This is a genomic window from Arthrobacter sp. D3-16, from assembly GCF_054408515.1.
On sequence record NZ_CP096437.1, the window covers coordinates 1,777,497 to 1,791,463 of the forward strand.

Below are 13,967 nucleotides of genomic sequence, written 5' to 3' on the forward strand. Positions count from 1 at the left end.
CCGCACCAGGTGTGACGCAGAATATGCGGCATCCCGGGGGTGCCAGCTTGAAGCGCAGGCACAAAGGGTGTTGGCTTGGGAGTAATGGAAATCACTATGCGCACTGCATATATGAGGCATTGGAGGAACACGTGAGCGAGGCCGACGCCGCCACTTCGGTAAATGTGGCGGAAAAATTGGGTTTCAAGAACGGGGATCTGATTCAGGAGTTCGGTTACGACGACGACGTCGATTTCGACTTACGTGACGACATTGAAGACCTCACGGGCTCAGAGCTGCTGGATGAGGACGACCATGAAGTGGCGGATGCCGTCATCTTCTGGTGGCGGGACGGCGACGGTGACCTGGTGGACAGCCTCATGGATTCGCTGACCACCCTCAGCGAAAACGGGGTTGTCTGGGTCCTCACTCCGAAGTCAGGCAGGTCCGGGTATGTGTCACCGGCTGACATCCAGGAAGCTGCCCCGACGGCCGGGCTGCACGTCACGACCTCGGCAGGCGTCTCGAAGGACTGGAGCGCAGCCCGCCTGGTGATGAGGAAGAACAAGTGACGGCAGCGCTTGACGCTGCCATTCCAGCTGTGCCCGCGGTCGGCGGGCCGGCGCCCGACTTTGAACTCGCCAACCAGTTCGGCGAACCCGTCAGGCTGTCATCCTTTCGCGGCCAGAACGTGGTCCTGGTGTTCTATCCGTTCGCTTTTTCGGGCATTTGCACCGGGGAGCTGTGCGAGATACGGGACAACCTGGCGATGTTCGAGGATGCGAATGCCACCGTGCTGGCCATCTCCGTCGACAGCAAGTTCAGCCTGCGGGCCTACGCCGCCCAGGAAGGCTACAGCTTCGACCTGCTGGCCGACTTCTGGCCCCACGGTGGCGTGGCCACCGCTTACGGCGTCTTCGATGCGGACAGCGGCATGGCGAAGCGCGGCACGTTCATCATCGACGCCGGCGGCCACGTCCGCTACTCGGTGGTGAACCCGCGCGGCCAAGCCCGGGACCTTCAGGAATACCGCACCGCATTGGCCGGGCTGGGGAAGGCCTGACCGGCCATGGAGCAGCGGCGGGCGGGTGTGGGCCTGACGGGCTTAGCCAGCATGCCGCCCGTGGCGGCAACGCGTCCTTCCGCCGACGAACTTGAGGTCCTGCTGCGGATCCGCAGGCTCCTCGCCGGCAAACCCTTTGCCCTGCTCACCGGCGCCGGCCTCAGTACCGATTCGGGCATCCCGGACTACCGCGGACCCGGCTCGCCCCCGCGTTCTCCCATGACGTACCAGGAGTTCGTCAAGGACGAGGCCAACCGCCAGCGCTACTGGGCACGAAACCATATCGGCTGGTCGCACCTGCGGCACGCTGATCCCAACCAGGGCCACCACGCGGCTGCCGAACTTGAGCGGCGCGGCTACCTCACCGGCTTGATTACCCAGAACGTTGACCGGCTCCACGAGGACGCCGGCAGCATCAACGTGGTTGACCTGCATGGCAGGTATGACCAGGTGGTTTGCCTCCAGTGCCGGCGTACGTACTCACGGCGCCTGTTGGCGGGAGTGCTTGAGGAGTTGAACCCGGACTTCCTGTCGAGGGCAGCGGAATCGGGCCTTGTGGAGATAGCGCCGGATGCAGACGCCACCGTGGAGGACCAGGCGCTGATCAGCAGCTTTGTCGTCGCTGCCTGCCCTGCATGCGGCGGAACGCTTAAGCCGGACTTCGTGTACTTCGGCGAAAATGTGCCCAAAGAGCGTGTTGAACGCTCTTACCGGATGGTAGACGAGGGCGGTGCGCTGGTAGTGGCCGGATCATCACTGACAGTCATGAGTGGACTGCGCTTCGTCAGGCACACCGCCAAGGACGGGAAGCCGGTGATCATCATCAACCGGGGGGAGACCCGCGGCGATGACAAAGCCACGATAAAGCTCCACGCGGGCGTCAGTGAATCGCTGGCCTGGCTCGCGGCGGAACTCCCGCCCCTGTAAAGGGTTCGCATCAGGGACGCCGGTGGCGCCGATTCGCGTTTCGCGCCCTGTGTCGGGTAGAGTCTATGTTCGTTGGTTGCGGCGTTGAAGCGCCGGATTCAGCGCTTTCGGGTCTTTAGCTCAGCTGGTAGAGCGCCACGTTTACACCGTGGATGTCATCGGTTCGATCCCGGTAGGACCCACAAGGAAACCCCGTTGTTTCCGCCATAGCGGCGGAAACAACGGGGTTTTTCGTTGTGGCCCCGATGTCGGTGCCCCGGCGTAGTTTGCAGGCATGGAACACGTAATGGTGCGATCGGGAATCGATGGAATGCCGGCGGCGGTAGTAAGCGGCGGCAGGGAATGGACTGTGGCTGCCGAACCGGTCCGTTGGTTTGAGCGGGTCAACTGGTGGGAAGTCAACCGCAGGATGCCCAAAGGCCTCAGCCGGGTGGACGTCGAGGTCCTGCAGCTACAAGTGAGGCTTGGAGGCAACACCGGCTCCGCGCTGACCACGATGCTGCTGGAACGGGACAGCATGGGTGGGGGATGGCGCCTGCGTGAAGCAGTCGCGGACGCCGCCTGATGGGGGCGTTACGGGTGTATCAGGGCATTGGAAAACCCTCCACCGCGACTATTGGGGGATGCCGCGGTGGAGGGCCTGAGATGAATATACCGTGAACTTCCGGAAACAAGAAGTCATCCACCTCGTGTGTCGGCTGTGTCGGATTTCCCGCCGGGGCGGTTGGGCCTAGCGGCGCACGGGAATGAAGACGCGGGGCTGTTCGGTCCAGGTATCCGACATCTGGGACATGGTCCGGCGCATGATCCGGTCCGAGGCGGCGCGTGCCGCCGGGGCATCGCCCCGGGCGATGGCTTCGGCGACGTCGACGTGCCACTGCAGGGCTGCCTCGTGCGGGTGGTCGGGCATCAGGCCATGGACGGTCCGTCCTGTCAGGGTCTCAGCCACCTGCCCCATCAGGTTTGCAAACATCTCGTTGCCCGAGCCGGAGAGCAATAACGAATGGAACTGGATGTCCAGCTCCAGGAAGCGGGGCACCTCACCGTTGTGTCCGGCGTCGCGCATTGCGTAGGCGACGTCCACGAGTTCCAGGCGAAGCGGCGCAGGGGCGTTCTCGGCAGCGAGTTCCGCCGCTGCCGGTTCGACGGCGGCGCGCAGCTCGGCGAGTGAGCGCAGCTGAGCGCCCCGCGCGTCGCTGGCCAGGCGCCAGCGGATAACCTGTGGGTCAAAGGGGTTCCAGCGGCTGGGCGGCAGGACCCGGATGCCCACCCGCTTGGTGGTTTCCACCAAGCCCAGGGACTGCAGCACGCGGACTGCCTCCCGAATGACCGAGCGGGACACCTTCAACTCATCCTCCAGCTGCTCCGCCAGCATTACGTGGCCAGCGGGCAGGTTGCCCGAGACGATCCGGGTGCCCAGATTCTCGATGGCCCGGTGATGGAGGCTGGTGGTCATGGTGCTAAGCCTAGTGGGAGCCAGTGCTCCGCCTGCCTTCCGCCGTTGACGGACAACGACACAAAAGGTTCCAGTAGGTGGGCGTCCCTTTCCTGAGACCCAACGAATATATATGCTTTATTCAGACCCTTGGTCTGCAACCGTGCTTCCGGCAAGAGGAAGCCGCACTGCACATCCAACGCACAGCATGAATTGGAGTTTTTGATGTCTGCACACATCGGTGTCACCGGCCTTGCGGTGATGGGTGCCAACCTGGCCCGCAACCTCGCGCGGAACGGCTTCACGGTCGCACTGCACAACCGCTCGGTGGAGAAGACTGACGCCCTGCTGGAGAAGCACGGCTCGGACGGTGACTTTATCCGCACCGAAACCCTGCAGGAGCTGGTGGACTCCCTGGAGAAGCCCCGCCGCGTCCTGATCATGGTGAAGGCCGGCAAGCCCGTTGACTCCGTCATCGAGCAGCTCGAACCGCTGCTGGAGGCCGGCGACATCATCATCGACGCCGGAAACTCACACTACGAGGACACGCGCCGGCGTGAAGCCGCGCTGGCCAAGAAGGACCTGCACTTCGTGGGCGTCGGCGTGTCCGGCGGTGAAGAAGGTGCCCTTAACGGCCCCTCCATCATGCCCGGCGGTTCCAAGGAGTCCTACAAGGCCCTCGGTCCGCTGCTGGAAAAGATCTCCGCCAAGGTCGACGGCGAACCGTGCTGCGCCTGGGTGGGAACCGACGGTGCCGGCCACTTCGTCAAGATGGTCCACAACGGCATCGAATACGCCGACATGCAGGTCATCGGCGAAGCGTTCGACCTGCTGCGCTCCGGTGCCGGCATCGAGCCTGCCGAGCAGTCCAAGATCTTCTCCGAGTGGAACAAGGGAGAGCTCTCCTCCTTTCTGATCGAAATCTCGGCAGAGGTCCTGGGCCATGTTGACGCCAAGACCGGCAAGCCGTTCGTCGACGTCGTGGTGGACGCCGCCGGCCAGAAGGGCACTGGCCGCTGGACGGTCATCTCGGCATTGGAACTGGGCTCCCCGGTCTCCGGCATCGCCGAATCCGTGTTCGCCCGTGCCCTGTCTTCGCAGGCGGGCCAGCGCAAGCTGGGCCAGGAGCTCCTGGCCGGCAACGAGGCATCGGTGGAAATCCCCGAGACCTTCGTCGAGGATGTCCGCCAGGCCCTGTACGCCTCCAAGCTGGTTTCCTACGCCCAGGGCCTGGACATGCTGACGTCCGCAGCCAAGGAATACGGCTGGGACCTGAAGCTGGATGAGATTGCCTCGCTGTGGCGCGCCGGCTGCATCATCCGCGCCGAGCTGCTGAAGGACATCACCAAGGCTTACGCAGCTGACGAGAAGCCCGCCAACCTGCTGTTCGCTCCGGCCTTCACCAAGGCCATCGCGGACGCTGTTCCGGCCTGGCGCCGCGTTGTTGCCACGGCTGTCCAGCTGGGCATCCCGGTGCCGGTGTTCTCTTCCTCGCTGGCCTACTACGACGGCCTGCGCCGCAAGCGCGTTGCTGCAGCCCTGATCCAGGGCCAGCGTGACCTCTTCGGCGCCCACACCTACGGCCGCGTGGATGCAGAAGGCACCTTCCACACCCTCTGGGGCGAGGACAAGTCCGAAATTGAGGCAGTGGACACCCACTAGCCAAGAACTGACAGCCCACCTGCGGCCGGCAGTTCCCAGCTACTCTGGGAGCTGCCGGCCGTTGCTGTCCCTGCGCGGGCGGAACGCGACCAGCGAGGGAGTCCACCATGCCCCAGCCAGTAGCGATAGTCACCGGCGCATCCGCCGGGATCGGCTTCGAAGCAGCCACGAAGCTTCGCAGCGATGGGTTCGTGGTCTACGCCGGCGCCCGCAGGGTGGACCGGATGGAACCGCTGAAGGCCCTGGGGGTCAACGTCCTGGCACTGGACGTAACGGACGACGAATCGATGCGTGCCGCCGTCGGCCGCGTAATGGCGGAGCAAGGGCACATCGACGTCCTGGTGAACAACGCCGGGTACGGCTCGTTCGGCGCACTGGAAGAGGTGGAGCCGGCCGAAGGGCGGCGTCAATTCGATGTCAACGTTTTTGGGCTGGCGAGGATGACCCAGCTGGTGCTGCCTGCCATGCGGACGGCGGGCCGCGGAAGGATCATCAACATTTCATCCATTGGCGGGAAGTTCTATGAGCCGCTCGGCACCTGGTACCACGCCACCAAGTTTGCAGTGGAGGGGATGAGCGACGCGCTGCGGCTGGAGCTGAAACCCCACGGCATCAGCGTTTCCATCATTGAACCGTCCGGGACCCGGACCGAATGGGGCGGCATATCTGCCGGGAGCCTGCTCACCACCAGCGGCGGCGGACCCTACGCGGCGCAGGCACAGCAGATGGCTGGCGCGCTGGCCTCGGCGGACCGGGAACGGACGTCCACCCACCCCGAAGTCATCGGCCGGGCCGTGCTGCATGCGGCCACGTCCGCGCGGCCCCGGACCCGGTACCCGGTGGGAAACGGTGCCAGGGCCATTCTGGCGCTCCGGCGCTTACTCCCTGACCGCCTCTATGACGCGGTGGTGATGGCAGTGCTGAAGCGGGTGGCGGGATGAGCCTCAGAGATGGTATTCGATCTCGTATTCAGCCGGGTCCACGGCGGGCTTGGTCTCCCGCTGGGCATCCCGGTGGCGCCACTTGGCGGGAACGCCGGTGACGATCGATTCCGGCGGCGCATCCTTCACCACCACGGCGTTGGCGCCCACGGCACTGTCCTCGCCGATAGTGATCGGTCCCAGGATCTTGGCGCCGGCGCCAATGGTTACGCGGTCGCCGATGGTGGGGTGCCGTTTGATCCTCGCCAGCGAGCGGCCGCCTAGCGTGACGCCGTGATATATCATCACGTCCTCGCCGATTTCTGCTGTTTCACCGATCACCACGCCCATGCCGTGGTCAATAAAGAACCGGCGGCCGATCGTGGCGCCGGGATGGATCTCGATACCGGTGACGAACCTGCCCAGCTGGGAGATCAGCCGCGCGGGGAAACGCAGGGCCGGGTTCTGCCAGAGACGGTGCGTCAGCCGGTGGATCCAGATGGCATGCAAACCGGAATAGGCGAAAAAGTTCTCGAAAGAACCTCGAGCCGCCGGGTCGTGGGACCGGGCGGCGTCGAGGTCTTCCTTTAGTCTTGCGAAAAAGCCCACAAAGTTCTTTCTACAGGAAACGGGCGGATGGCGGTTCTGAATCAGCCGCGGATGTCGTCATAGAGCACCGTGGAGATGTAACGCTCGCCGAAGTCGCAGACCACAGCCACGATCAGCTTGCCTGCGTTCTCCGGGCGCTTCGCCAGTTCCAGGGCCCCCCACACGATGGCGCCGGAGGAGATGCCGCCCAGGATGCCTTCCTTAACGCCGAGCTCGCGGGCTACGCGGACCGAGTCCTCGAGTGTGGCATCCAGGACTTCGTCGTAAACGTTGGTGTCCAGGATCTCGGGCACGAAGTTGGCACCGATGCCCTGGATCTTGTGCGGGCCGGGGGCGCCGCCGTTGAGGATTGCGGAATCCTTGGGCTCGATGGCGACGATCTGGACGCCGGGCTTGCGCTCCTTGAGGACCTGCCCGACGCCGGTGACGGTGCCGCCGGTGCCGACGCCGGCGACGAAGATGTCCACCTTGCCGTCGGTGTCAGTCCAGATTTCCTCGGCCGTGGTGTTGCGGTGGATCTCGGGGTTGGCCTCGTTGGCGAACTGCTGGGCCCAGATGGAGTTCTCGGTGCTGGCGACAATTTCCTGGGCCTTTTCCACGGCACCGCGCATGCCCTCGGAACCCGGCGTCAGGACGATCTCGGCACCGAAGGCGCGCAGCATGACCCGGCGCTCGGTGGACATGGTCTCGGGCATGGTGAGGATGACCTTGTAGCCCCGGGCGGCACCCACCATCGCCAGGGCGATGCCCGTGTTGCCGGAGGTGCCCTCAACGATGGTGCCGCCGGGCTTCAGGGCGCCGGACTTCTCGGCGGCGTCGACGATGGCCACTCCGATGCGGTCCTTGACGCTGTTGGCAGGGTTGTAGAACTCGAGCTTGACGGCGACCGTGGCTTCCAGCCCCTCGCTGAGCCGGTTGAGCTTGACCAGCGGTGTGCCGCCGACCAGCTGTGTTACATCGTCATAGATCCGTGCCATGTAGATACGCCTATCTTGTGAGGGGTGAATACTGAGGTCAGCCTAACGAGGCTGCGTAACACCCGCTAAGCGTTAAGCCATGCAGAGTAATATTTCCTGGCCTTGGCGAGCTTGGGGTTGATGATCACCTGGCAGTACCCCTGCTCCGGATGCTTGGCGTAGTAATTCTGGTGGAATTCCTCGGCAATGTAGAACCGGGGGAGCCTGCTGACCTCGGTGACTATGGGGTTCGCCCACAGGGCCTGGTTCCGTTCGATGGCTTCCTCGAAGAGGATCTTCTCTTCGGTGGTCTCGTAGAACATGGACGAGCGGTACTGGGTGCCGACGTCGTAGCCCTGCCGGTTGAGCGTTGTGGGATCGTGCAGGGCAAAGAACATGTCCAGGATGACCTCGGCCGGAATCACGTCCTCGTCAAACGTCACGGCCACCACTTCGGCATGGCCGGTGGTGCCGTTGCAGACCGAGTAGTAGTCCGGATGGGGATCGTGGCCCCCCGTGTAGCCGGACACCACTGAGGTGACGCCCTTGGTCTTCTGGTAGACGGCGTCGAGGCACCAGAAGCAGCCTCCGCCCAAAACAAAAGTTTTCATGACCTCTTCAATGGTTCGCGGCACCGGATGATTCCCCGGCCGTTGTGCAGCGCCCCTTCAAACATGCGGTCCGGACGGGGTGATGGGGTAAAACTAAGACTATGGAACCTGTGGACACTGACGTTACCGGCCAGGAGAATCACGACGCCGACGTACCCTCCGGCGCGGAGGCAGCGGCCCGCCAGCCCCAGGCTCCCACCCTGGGTGAGCTGCTCCTGGCGGTGGAGGAACTGTGGCCTGAGTCCCTGGCGGAGCACTGGGACGAGGTTGGGCTGGTGGCGGGGCACCCCTCCGCTGCCGTGACCCGGGTGATGTTTGCCGTGGACCCCACGCTCGAGGTCATTGAGGAGGCAGTGGAATGGGGTGCGGAACTCCTGATCACCCACCATCCGCTGCTGCTCAAGGGTGTCACCACAGTCGCTGCCACCACCCCCAAGGGCCGGGCCGTCCACCGGCTCATCGAATCGGGCACCGCCCTCCTGACCGTGCACACCAACGGTGATTCCGCCGTCGGGGGCGTGTCCGACGTGCTTGCCGATGCGCTGGGCCTGCAGGACGTTGCGCCGCTCACCGTGGCAGCGAATGGCCTTCCGGAAGAGGGAATCGGACGCGTCGGTGACCTGGCGGACGCCATGACCCTGGGCGATTTCGCAGCACGTGTCTTTGGCATACTGCCTTCCGTGGCGGGGGGAGTGCGCGTCTCGGGAGACAAGGACGGCCTGGTGCAGCGGGTTGCAGTCTGTGGCGGCGCCGGGGATTCGCTGTTTAATGAGGTGCGTGCCAGCAACGCTGACGTCTATGTCACCGCTGATCTTCGCCACCACCCGGCCTCCGAGGCGCGGGAAGCGGCATTGAACGGCCGGCCCTACCTGGTGGACGTCTCGCACTTCGCCAGCGAGTGGCTGTGGCTGCCGGCAGCCGCCGCAGCGCTGGGGAACGTCCTCGCAGACCAGGGACACGACGTCGAAATCCAGGTCAGCACCACCAACAGCGATCCCTGGGACTTCATCCTCACTCCGGGCTAAGCTTGGCGCCGCGAGGCGGGAGAGCAGGCCAGGCGCTAGAGTCTAGGAAGCGCCGTTCAGGTGCCCGGCTCCGGCCGGAAGTGATAAACGGAGGTAACAGTGGCGAAGGCAGCACCGGCAGAACAGTTGAAGTTGCTTGAGCTGCAGGGGCTGGATGCCAGGCTGAAGTCGCTCGCCAACCGCCGCCGCTCGCTGGAGAACGATCCCAGGATCAAGGATCTTGAAGCCGCCCTTTCCGTCGCCAACGGAGAGCTGGGTGCCGCGAAGGTGGCGGTTCACGATGCCGAGGCAGAATTGAAGCGCGCCGAGGCGGACGTGGAGCAGGTTGCCTCCCGGATCGAACGGGATGAAGCAAGGCTCAACAGCGGAACCGGACTGTCCAAGGACCTGGTCGCCTTGCAGAAGGACATCGCCTCCCTGAACAAGCGGCGTTCGGACCTGGAGGACGTGGAGCTCGAGGTCATGGAACGGCTCGATTCGCTCCGGGCCAGGCAGGCCAAGCAACAGGGGATCGTGGACGACATCCAGGGATCCTTCGGCAGCATCCGGGCCGAGTTGGATGCAGCCCTGGCCGAAGTTGAGGCGGAAGCCAGTGGGCTCCGCAACCAGCGTTCAGCCTTTGCCGCCACCCTCGACGCCGGAATGCTGGCTGTGTACGAAAAGACCCTGGCGAAGCGCGGAGTGGGCGCCGCGAGGCTGTTCCACGGAACGTCCGAGGCTTCGGGAATGAAGTTGAGCCCCGGCGACCTCGCGGAGATCAAGGCAGCGGCAGCTGACGACATTGTGTTCTGCCCGGACTCCGGCGCCATTCTGGTGCGTTCCGACGAGTGGGCCTGACCCACCTGGCTGGCATGGAACGCCGTCAAGCGGCGTTTTCACAGCGTTGCTTGCGACCTCAGTTGGGAGGGACGCGCGAACCAGCCCGGCAGGATGATGTCCAGCGCGTGCGGCTTCCGCGCTGAGCCCTCCACAAGTTCGGCCTCCCACTTTTCGCGGCTGGCCTTCAGCAACTGCGCGGGTGACTCCGGTGCCTTGCCCCGCCGGGCCAGGAGATGCCGTGCCAGCTCGCCGCGGGTGTGCTTGGCAAAGTGGCTGACTACCTTCCGCACCCCGTTGACCTCGGTGAAGACGTTGACGGCGACTGTTTGCGCGGCCGGCGGAGCCCACGCTGCCGCATAGGTGCTGGACCGGCAATCCACCAGCAGGTGCCCGGAAACGGCACCGGCCAGGGCGTCGGCGAGTTGCGGTTTCCAGAATGAGGCGAGGCGTCCGACGTCGGGCAGCGCCGTTCCCATGGACAGCCGGTACGCGGGCACACTGTCGCCGAAGCGGATGGCGCCCCAAAGCGCCGAAATGACGAGGACCGACTCATCCGCCTTTCGGCGCTGTCCGGCGGTAAGTGTCTTGTAGCCCAGGGCGTCGTAAAGCACCCCTGAATAGATCTGGTGCGCCGGAGCCGCCGGTTCAGCATGGAGCCTGGTGTTGCGGTCGACATCGTCCTTCAGCGACGCCCCGACCCCCAGCAAAGCGAGGGCGTCCTCGTGCGCGCTCACCGTGCCCAGCGCGTCAAGCACCTTTGCCCGGCAGGAGTTCAGCTGCGGGAAGCTCAACGAGGGCCAGTCGACGGCGGATCCGCGGACCGCGGGTGTCTTGCCTTCAGAAGGGGGAAGCAGAATCAGCACCGTCCGATCCTACCGGCGGAGGGAAAGCGGCACGGCGCCGGTAGACTGGATCCGGATGGGTTGACCAGGCGGCCGCGCGTCACGCAAGTGGCTCGAGGAACGTCCGGGCTCCACAGAGCAGGGTGGTGGGTAACGCCCACTCGGGGTAACCCGCAGGCCAGTGCCACAGAAAACAGACCGCCTGGGTCGCGCCGGTTTGAAAGCGGCACGAAACAGGTAAGGGTGAAACGGTGGTGTAAGAGACCACCAGCTTCCCGGGTGACCGGGAAGGCTAGGTAAACCCCACCCGGAGCAAGGCCAGACAGGGCGCGTTTGAGGGCTGCTCGCCCAAGTGTCCGGGTAGGCCGCTGGAGGGCGCCGGCAACGGCGTTCGTAGATGGATGGCCGCTACTCCCGCACCGGTAACGGGGCAGGAGCACAGAACCCGGCGTATCGGTCAACCCATCCACTTAACCGGTTTGACCTTGGAAGCTGCGTTGGGGATGCTGAACCGTGCCCTCTACTACTGATGGACAATCCGGGCCGGGGACCGCCCCGCGGCCAGTCCCTGCTCCGGGCAGGCAAGTTGTTGCCCTGCTTGGTTTCCTCGCCCTCTCGTATGCCGTCTGCATGCTCGCCTCCATCCCGATCATCCTTAACTCCAACGGGTGGTTTGCCGGTTCGATCAAGGCCCCGTGGATGCCCGCGGGATGGATGTTCCGCACCGCCTGGCTTTCGCTGTACGCGGGGATCGCCGTGGCCGCGTGGCTGGTCTGGCGGAGGGGAGCCATGGTCCGGCCGGTGGCACGCATGTATGTCCTCCAGCTCGTGTTCAACCTGGCCTGGCCCATCACCTTCTTTGGCCTGTACCCCATGATCGGCACAGCCGCCTTGTGGATCGCCCTGGCGGTGATCGGAGCATTGGCCTTTGTCCTGGTCCTCCTCATCCTGCGGTTCGGCCCCGTCAGCCCGGCCGCCGGGCTGCTGGTGCTGCCCTACTTCTCGTGGGTGATTTTCTCCGCCAGCCTCAACCTTTATTCCGCCGTCCATAACTGAGGCGGCACCAGGGGGCGCGGAAACCTGGTGTGAGTGATTTCACGCGGCTCGGGCCGCTCCCGGGCAGTCTGCCAAATTAGAATAGATACCGGACGCAGGAGTTCTTCCGCCGGAGTTGCGTTCGCAACCGGCGGTTTTCTTTTGCACACGATCCAGGCACCTGGGGGACAATCCCCGCAGGTGCCGGTGCCCCTGGACACCATCAGGTGGCCGACATCCGTGTACGAGGACGTACGCGGCTGAACCGAGGAAGGTATTTCTGTGAGCCAGACGTCAGATTCTTGTCTTGATACGTGGATGGGCCGGGAGGCCCTCGCCGAGGCCATGATTCCGGTGATCGGCCGGCTGTACCGCGAAAACAACGTGGTGACCAGCATCCACGGCCGGAGCCTGATCAACAAGTCCACCATGAACATCCTCAAGGCACACCGCTTTGCGCGCCGCATGAGCAAAGATGAGCTGCTGCTGGAGGAAACTGCTCCGCTCCTGAACACCCTGGCGGGGCTGGAGCTCGGCGCGGCAGCGATCGACATCGCCCGGCTGAACCAGAAGTTCAAGGAAGAGGGCGGCGACGCCACTTTGGAGGAGTTCCTCCGCGAGGAACTCGCCGAGATCGTGGGCAAGCGCGGCGGCGACGACCGCACCAGCACCGACGTCGTGCTGTACGGTTTTGGCCGCATCGGCCGGCTCCTGGCCCGCCTCCTGATTGAAAAGGCAGGCGGCGGCCACGGCCTGCGGCTGCGTGCGATCGTTGTGCGCCGGGGCTCCGACAATGACCTGTCCAAGCGTGCGAGCCTGCTGCGCCGCGACTCGGTGCACGGTTCCTTCGAAGGCACCATCCGCGTTGACGAGGCGGCCAACACCATCACCGCCAACGGTGTCCAGGTGCAGGTGATCTACTCGGACAACCCGGCCACCATCGACTACACCGCCTACGGCATCAACAACGCACTGGTGGTGGACAACACCGGCCGCTGGCGTGACGCCGAAGGCCTGTCCCAGCACCTGAAGAGCAAGGGTGTTGCACGGGTGCTGCTGACCGCTCCGGGCAAGGGCGAGCTGAAGAACATCGTCCACGGCATCAACCACCGCACCATCGAGGACACGGACCAGATCGTGTCCGCGGCTTCCTGCACCACCAACGCCATCACGCCGGTGCTGAAGGCCATCAACGACAAGTTCGGTGTTGTCCACGGGCACGTGGAGACGGTCCACTCCTTCACGAACGACCAGAACCTGATTGACAACTTCCATAAGGGCGACCGCCGCGGCCGTTCGGCAGCCCTGAACATGGTGATCACCGAGACCGGTGCCGCCAAGGCTGTGGCCAAGGCCCTGCCCGAACTTCTGGGCAAGCTCACCGGCAGCTCCATCCGCGTCCCCACCCCGGACGTTTCCCTGGCCATCCTGAACCTGAGCCTGGAAAACGGGACCACCAAGGATGAAGTCAACGAATACCTGCGGGAGATGTCCCTGCACTCGGACCTGCGCAAGCAGATCGACTACATCGACTCGCCTGAGGTGGTTTCCACCGACTTCGTTGGTTCCCGCCGTGCGGGCATCGTTGACGGCCTCGCCACGATCTCGAACGAAAAGAACCTGGTGCTCTACGTCTGGTACGACAACGAGTTCGGTTACAGCTGCCAGGTGGTCCGCGTTATGGAGGAGATGGCCGGTGTAAACCCCCCGTCCTTCCCCGCCAAGGAATCAGCCGCAGCCCTGGCTGCAATTTCCGTCTGATCCACCCCTTCGGCCAATCTCGATTTCCCGGCTGACTCTCTGGAATCAGCCGGGAATCGGGACCACACTTGTGCCATGGATAAAGATTCGACGCTCCAGCACGAAACCACCCTGGAACACGCACTGGATGTGGCAAAGGCGAACCACAAGGAGGCTGTCCGCCTGCTTGAAGGGGCCCGCGTCGCCCACGCATCGGGCGACGTCGGCGAAGACCGGGTGCGGCAGCTTGAGGGACTCCTGGCCATCGCCGAGGAGGACCTCCGACGGGTGATGCGGGAGCAGTAGCTCCGCCGGTGTGACCTTCCACCCGGCCTCCACAGTGT

Annotated in this window: 16 protein-coding genes, 1 tRNA gene and 1 other RNA gene; 13 read left to right on the top strand and 5 right to left on the bottom strand. The window is 64.5% G+C overall.

Annotation, left to right across the window (positions count from 1 at the left end; genetic code table 11):
• The first annotated feature begins 131 nt into the window (after positions 1–131).
• From M1D32_RS08475 to M1D32_RS08495, 5 genes are all read left to right on the top strand, one after another.
• On the top strand, positions 132–551 hold the full coding sequence (locus M1D32_RS08475; RefSeq protein ID WP_458781793.1) for a DUF3052 domain-containing protein: 420 nt from the start codon (positions 132–134) through the stop codon (positions 549–551).
• On the top strand, positions 548–1,042 hold the full coding sequence (locus M1D32_RS08480; RefSeq protein ID WP_458781794.1) for a peroxiredoxin: 495 nt from the start codon (positions 548–550) through the stop codon (positions 1,040–1,042). The genes M1D32_RS08475 and M1D32_RS08480 overlap by 4 nt, the downstream gene beginning before the upstream one ends.
• 6 nt (positions 1,043–1,048) lie before the next feature.
• Complete coding sequence (locus M1D32_RS08485) at positions 1,049–1,969, top strand: Sir2 family NAD-dependent protein deacetylase (protein ID WP_458781795.1); 921 nt, start codon at positions 1,049–1,051, stop codon at positions 1,967–1,969.
• A 109-nt stretch (positions 1,970–2,078) separates the two neighbouring features.
• Positions 2,079–2,151: transfer RNA gene (locus tag M1D32_RS08490), tRNA-Val, on the top strand.
• 104 nt (positions 2,152–2,255) lie between these two features.
• Positions 2,256–2,534 (top strand): hypothetical protein, encoded by a 279-nt coding sequence (locus M1D32_RS08495; protein WP_458781796.1) that lies wholly within the window; start codon positions 2,256–2,258, stop codon positions 2,532–2,534.
• Positions 2,535–2,699: 165 nt separating this feature from the next.
• Here the strand turns inward: M1D32_RS08495 and M1D32_RS08500 are convergent, their stop codons facing one another.
• On the bottom strand, positions 2,700–3,425 hold the full coding sequence (locus M1D32_RS08500) for a FadR/GntR family transcriptional regulator (protein WP_458781797.1): 726 nt from the start codon (positions 3,423–3,425) through the stop codon (positions 2,700–2,702).
• Between the two features lie 204 nt (positions 3,426–3,629).
• Here M1D32_RS08500 and gndA point away from each other — a divergent pair, with 204 nt between their 5' ends.
• Both gndA and M1D32_RS08510 read left to right on the top strand, forming a co-directional pair.
• A complete protein-coding gene (gndA, locus tag M1D32_RS08505) occupies positions 3,630–5,066 on the top strand; it encodes an NADP-dependent phosphogluconate dehydrogenase (RefSeq protein ID WP_458781798.1) in 1,437 nt (478 codons plus the stop codon).
• A gap of 107 nt (positions 5,067–5,173) precedes the next feature.
• Positions 5,174–6,007 (top strand): oxidoreductase, encoded by an 834-nt coding sequence (locus tag M1D32_RS08510; protein ID WP_458781799.1) that lies wholly within the window; start codon positions 5,174–5,176, stop codon positions 6,005–6,007.
• A gap of 3 nt (positions 6,008–6,010) precedes the next feature.
• Here the strand turns inward: M1D32_RS08510 and epsC are convergent, their stop codons facing one another.
• The 3 genes from epsC to msrA all read right to left on the bottom strand — a co-directional run bounded on the left by epsC (position 6,011) and on the right by msrA (position 8,162).
• On the bottom strand, positions 6,011–6,595 hold the full coding sequence (gene epsC, locus M1D32_RS08515; RefSeq protein ID WP_458781800.1) for a serine O-acetyltransferase EpsC: 585 nt from the start codon (positions 6,593–6,595) through the stop codon (positions 6,011–6,013).
• Positions 6,596–6,636: 41 nt separating this feature from the next.
• Positions 6,637–7,572 (bottom strand): cysteine synthase A, encoded by a 936-nt coding sequence (cysK, locus tag M1D32_RS08520; protein WP_458781801.1) that lies wholly within the window; start codon positions 7,570–7,572, stop codon positions 6,637–6,639.
• 65 nt (positions 7,573–7,637) lie between these two features.
• Positions 7,638–8,162, bottom strand: a complete 525-nt coding sequence (gene msrA, locus M1D32_RS08525) for a peptide-methionine (S)-S-oxide reductase MsrA (RefSeq protein WP_458781802.1) — start codon at positions 8,160–8,162, stop codon at positions 7,638–7,640.
• Between the two features lie 101 nt (positions 8,163–8,263).
• On the opposite strand from msrA, the gene M1D32_RS08530 reads away from it, so the two are divergent.
• Together M1D32_RS08530 and M1D32_RS08535 are read left to right on the top strand one after the other, a co-directional pair.
• Complete coding sequence (locus M1D32_RS08530) at positions 8,264–9,187, top strand: Nif3-like dinuclear metal center hexameric protein (protein WP_458781803.1); 924 nt, start codon at positions 8,264–8,266, stop codon at positions 9,185–9,187.
• Positions 9,188–9,286: 99 nt separating this feature from the next.
• Positions 9,287–10,024 carry a zinc ribbon domain-containing protein gene (locus M1D32_RS08535; protein ID WP_458781804.1) on the top strand — a complete coding sequence of 246 codons (738 nt, stop codon included), beginning with the start codon at positions 9,287–9,289 and terminating at the stop codon, positions 10,022–10,024.
• 38 nt (positions 10,025–10,062) lie between these two features.
• On the opposite strand, the gene M1D32_RS08540 is transcribed toward M1D32_RS08535, so the two are convergent.
• Complete coding sequence (locus tag M1D32_RS08540; protein ID WP_458781805.1) at positions 10,063–10,869, bottom strand: YaaA family protein; 807 nt, start codon at positions 10,867–10,869, stop codon at positions 10,063–10,065.
• Between the two features lie 56 nt (positions 10,870–10,925).
• On the opposite strand from M1D32_RS08540, the gene rnpB reads away from it, so the two are divergent.
• The 4 genes from rnpB (at position 10,926) to M1D32_RS08560 (ending at position 13,929) form a co-directional block, all read left to right on the top strand.
• Positions 10,926–11,317, top strand: an RNA gene (rnpB, locus tag M1D32_RS08545) — RNase P RNA component class A.
• Between the two features lie 44 nt (positions 11,318–11,361).
• Positions 11,362–11,904 carry a TspO/MBR family protein gene (locus tag M1D32_RS08550; RefSeq protein WP_458781806.1) on the top strand — a complete coding sequence of 181 codons (543 nt, stop codon included), beginning with the start codon at positions 11,362–11,364 and terminating at the stop codon, positions 11,902–11,904.
• 297 nt (positions 11,905–12,201) lie between these two features.
• A complete protein-coding gene (locus tag M1D32_RS08555; protein ID WP_458782141.1) occupies positions 12,202–13,644 on the top strand; it encodes a glyceraldehyde-3-phosphate dehydrogenase in 1,443 nt (480 codons plus the stop codon).
• A 75-nt stretch (positions 13,645–13,719) separates the two neighbouring features.
• Complete coding sequence (locus tag M1D32_RS08560; RefSeq protein WP_458781807.1) at positions 13,720–13,929, top strand: hypothetical protein; 210 nt, start codon at positions 13,720–13,722, stop codon at positions 13,927–13,929.
• The last annotated feature ends 38 nt before the right edge of the window (positions 13,930–13,967 follow it).

Coding starts and splice junctions, on each gene's coding strand:
- M1D32_RS08555 (WP_458782141.1), top strand. CDS start 12,202: ATGGGCCGGGAGGCCCTCGCCGAGGCCATGATTCCGGTGATCGGCCGG.
- M1D32_RS08495 (WP_458781796.1), top strand. CDS start 2,256: ATGGTGCGATCGGGAATCGATGGAATGCCGGCGGCGGTAGTAAGCGGC.
- M1D32_RS08530 (WP_458781803.1), top strand. CDS start 8,264: ATGGAACCTGTGGACACTGACGTTACCGGCCAGGAGAATCACGACGCC.
- M1D32_RS08500 (WP_458781797.1), bottom strand. CDS start 3,425: ATGACCACCAGCCTCCATCACCGGGCCATCGAGAATCTGGGCACCCGG.
- M1D32_RS08485 (WP_458781795.1), top strand. CDS start 1,049: ATGGAGCAGCGGCGGGCGGGTGTGGGCCTGACGGGCTTAGCCAGCATG.
- msrA (WP_458781802.1), bottom strand. CDS start 8,162: ATGAAAACTTTTGTTTTGGGCGGAGGCTGCTTCTGGTGCCTCGACGCC.
- M1D32_RS08560 (WP_458781807.1), top strand. CDS start 13,720: ATGGATAAAGATTCGACGCTCCAGCACGAAACCACCCTGGAACACGCA.
- gndA (WP_458781798.1), top strand. CDS start 3,630: ATGTCTGCACACATCGGTGTCACCGGCCTTGCGGTGATGGGTGCCAAC.
- M1D32_RS08510 (WP_458781799.1), top strand. CDS start 5,174: ATGCCCCAGCCAGTAGCGATAGTCACCGGCGCATCCGCCGGGATCGGC.
- cysK (WP_458781801.1), bottom strand. CDS start 7,572: ATGGCACGGATCTATGACGATGTAACACAGCTGGTCGGCGGCACACCG.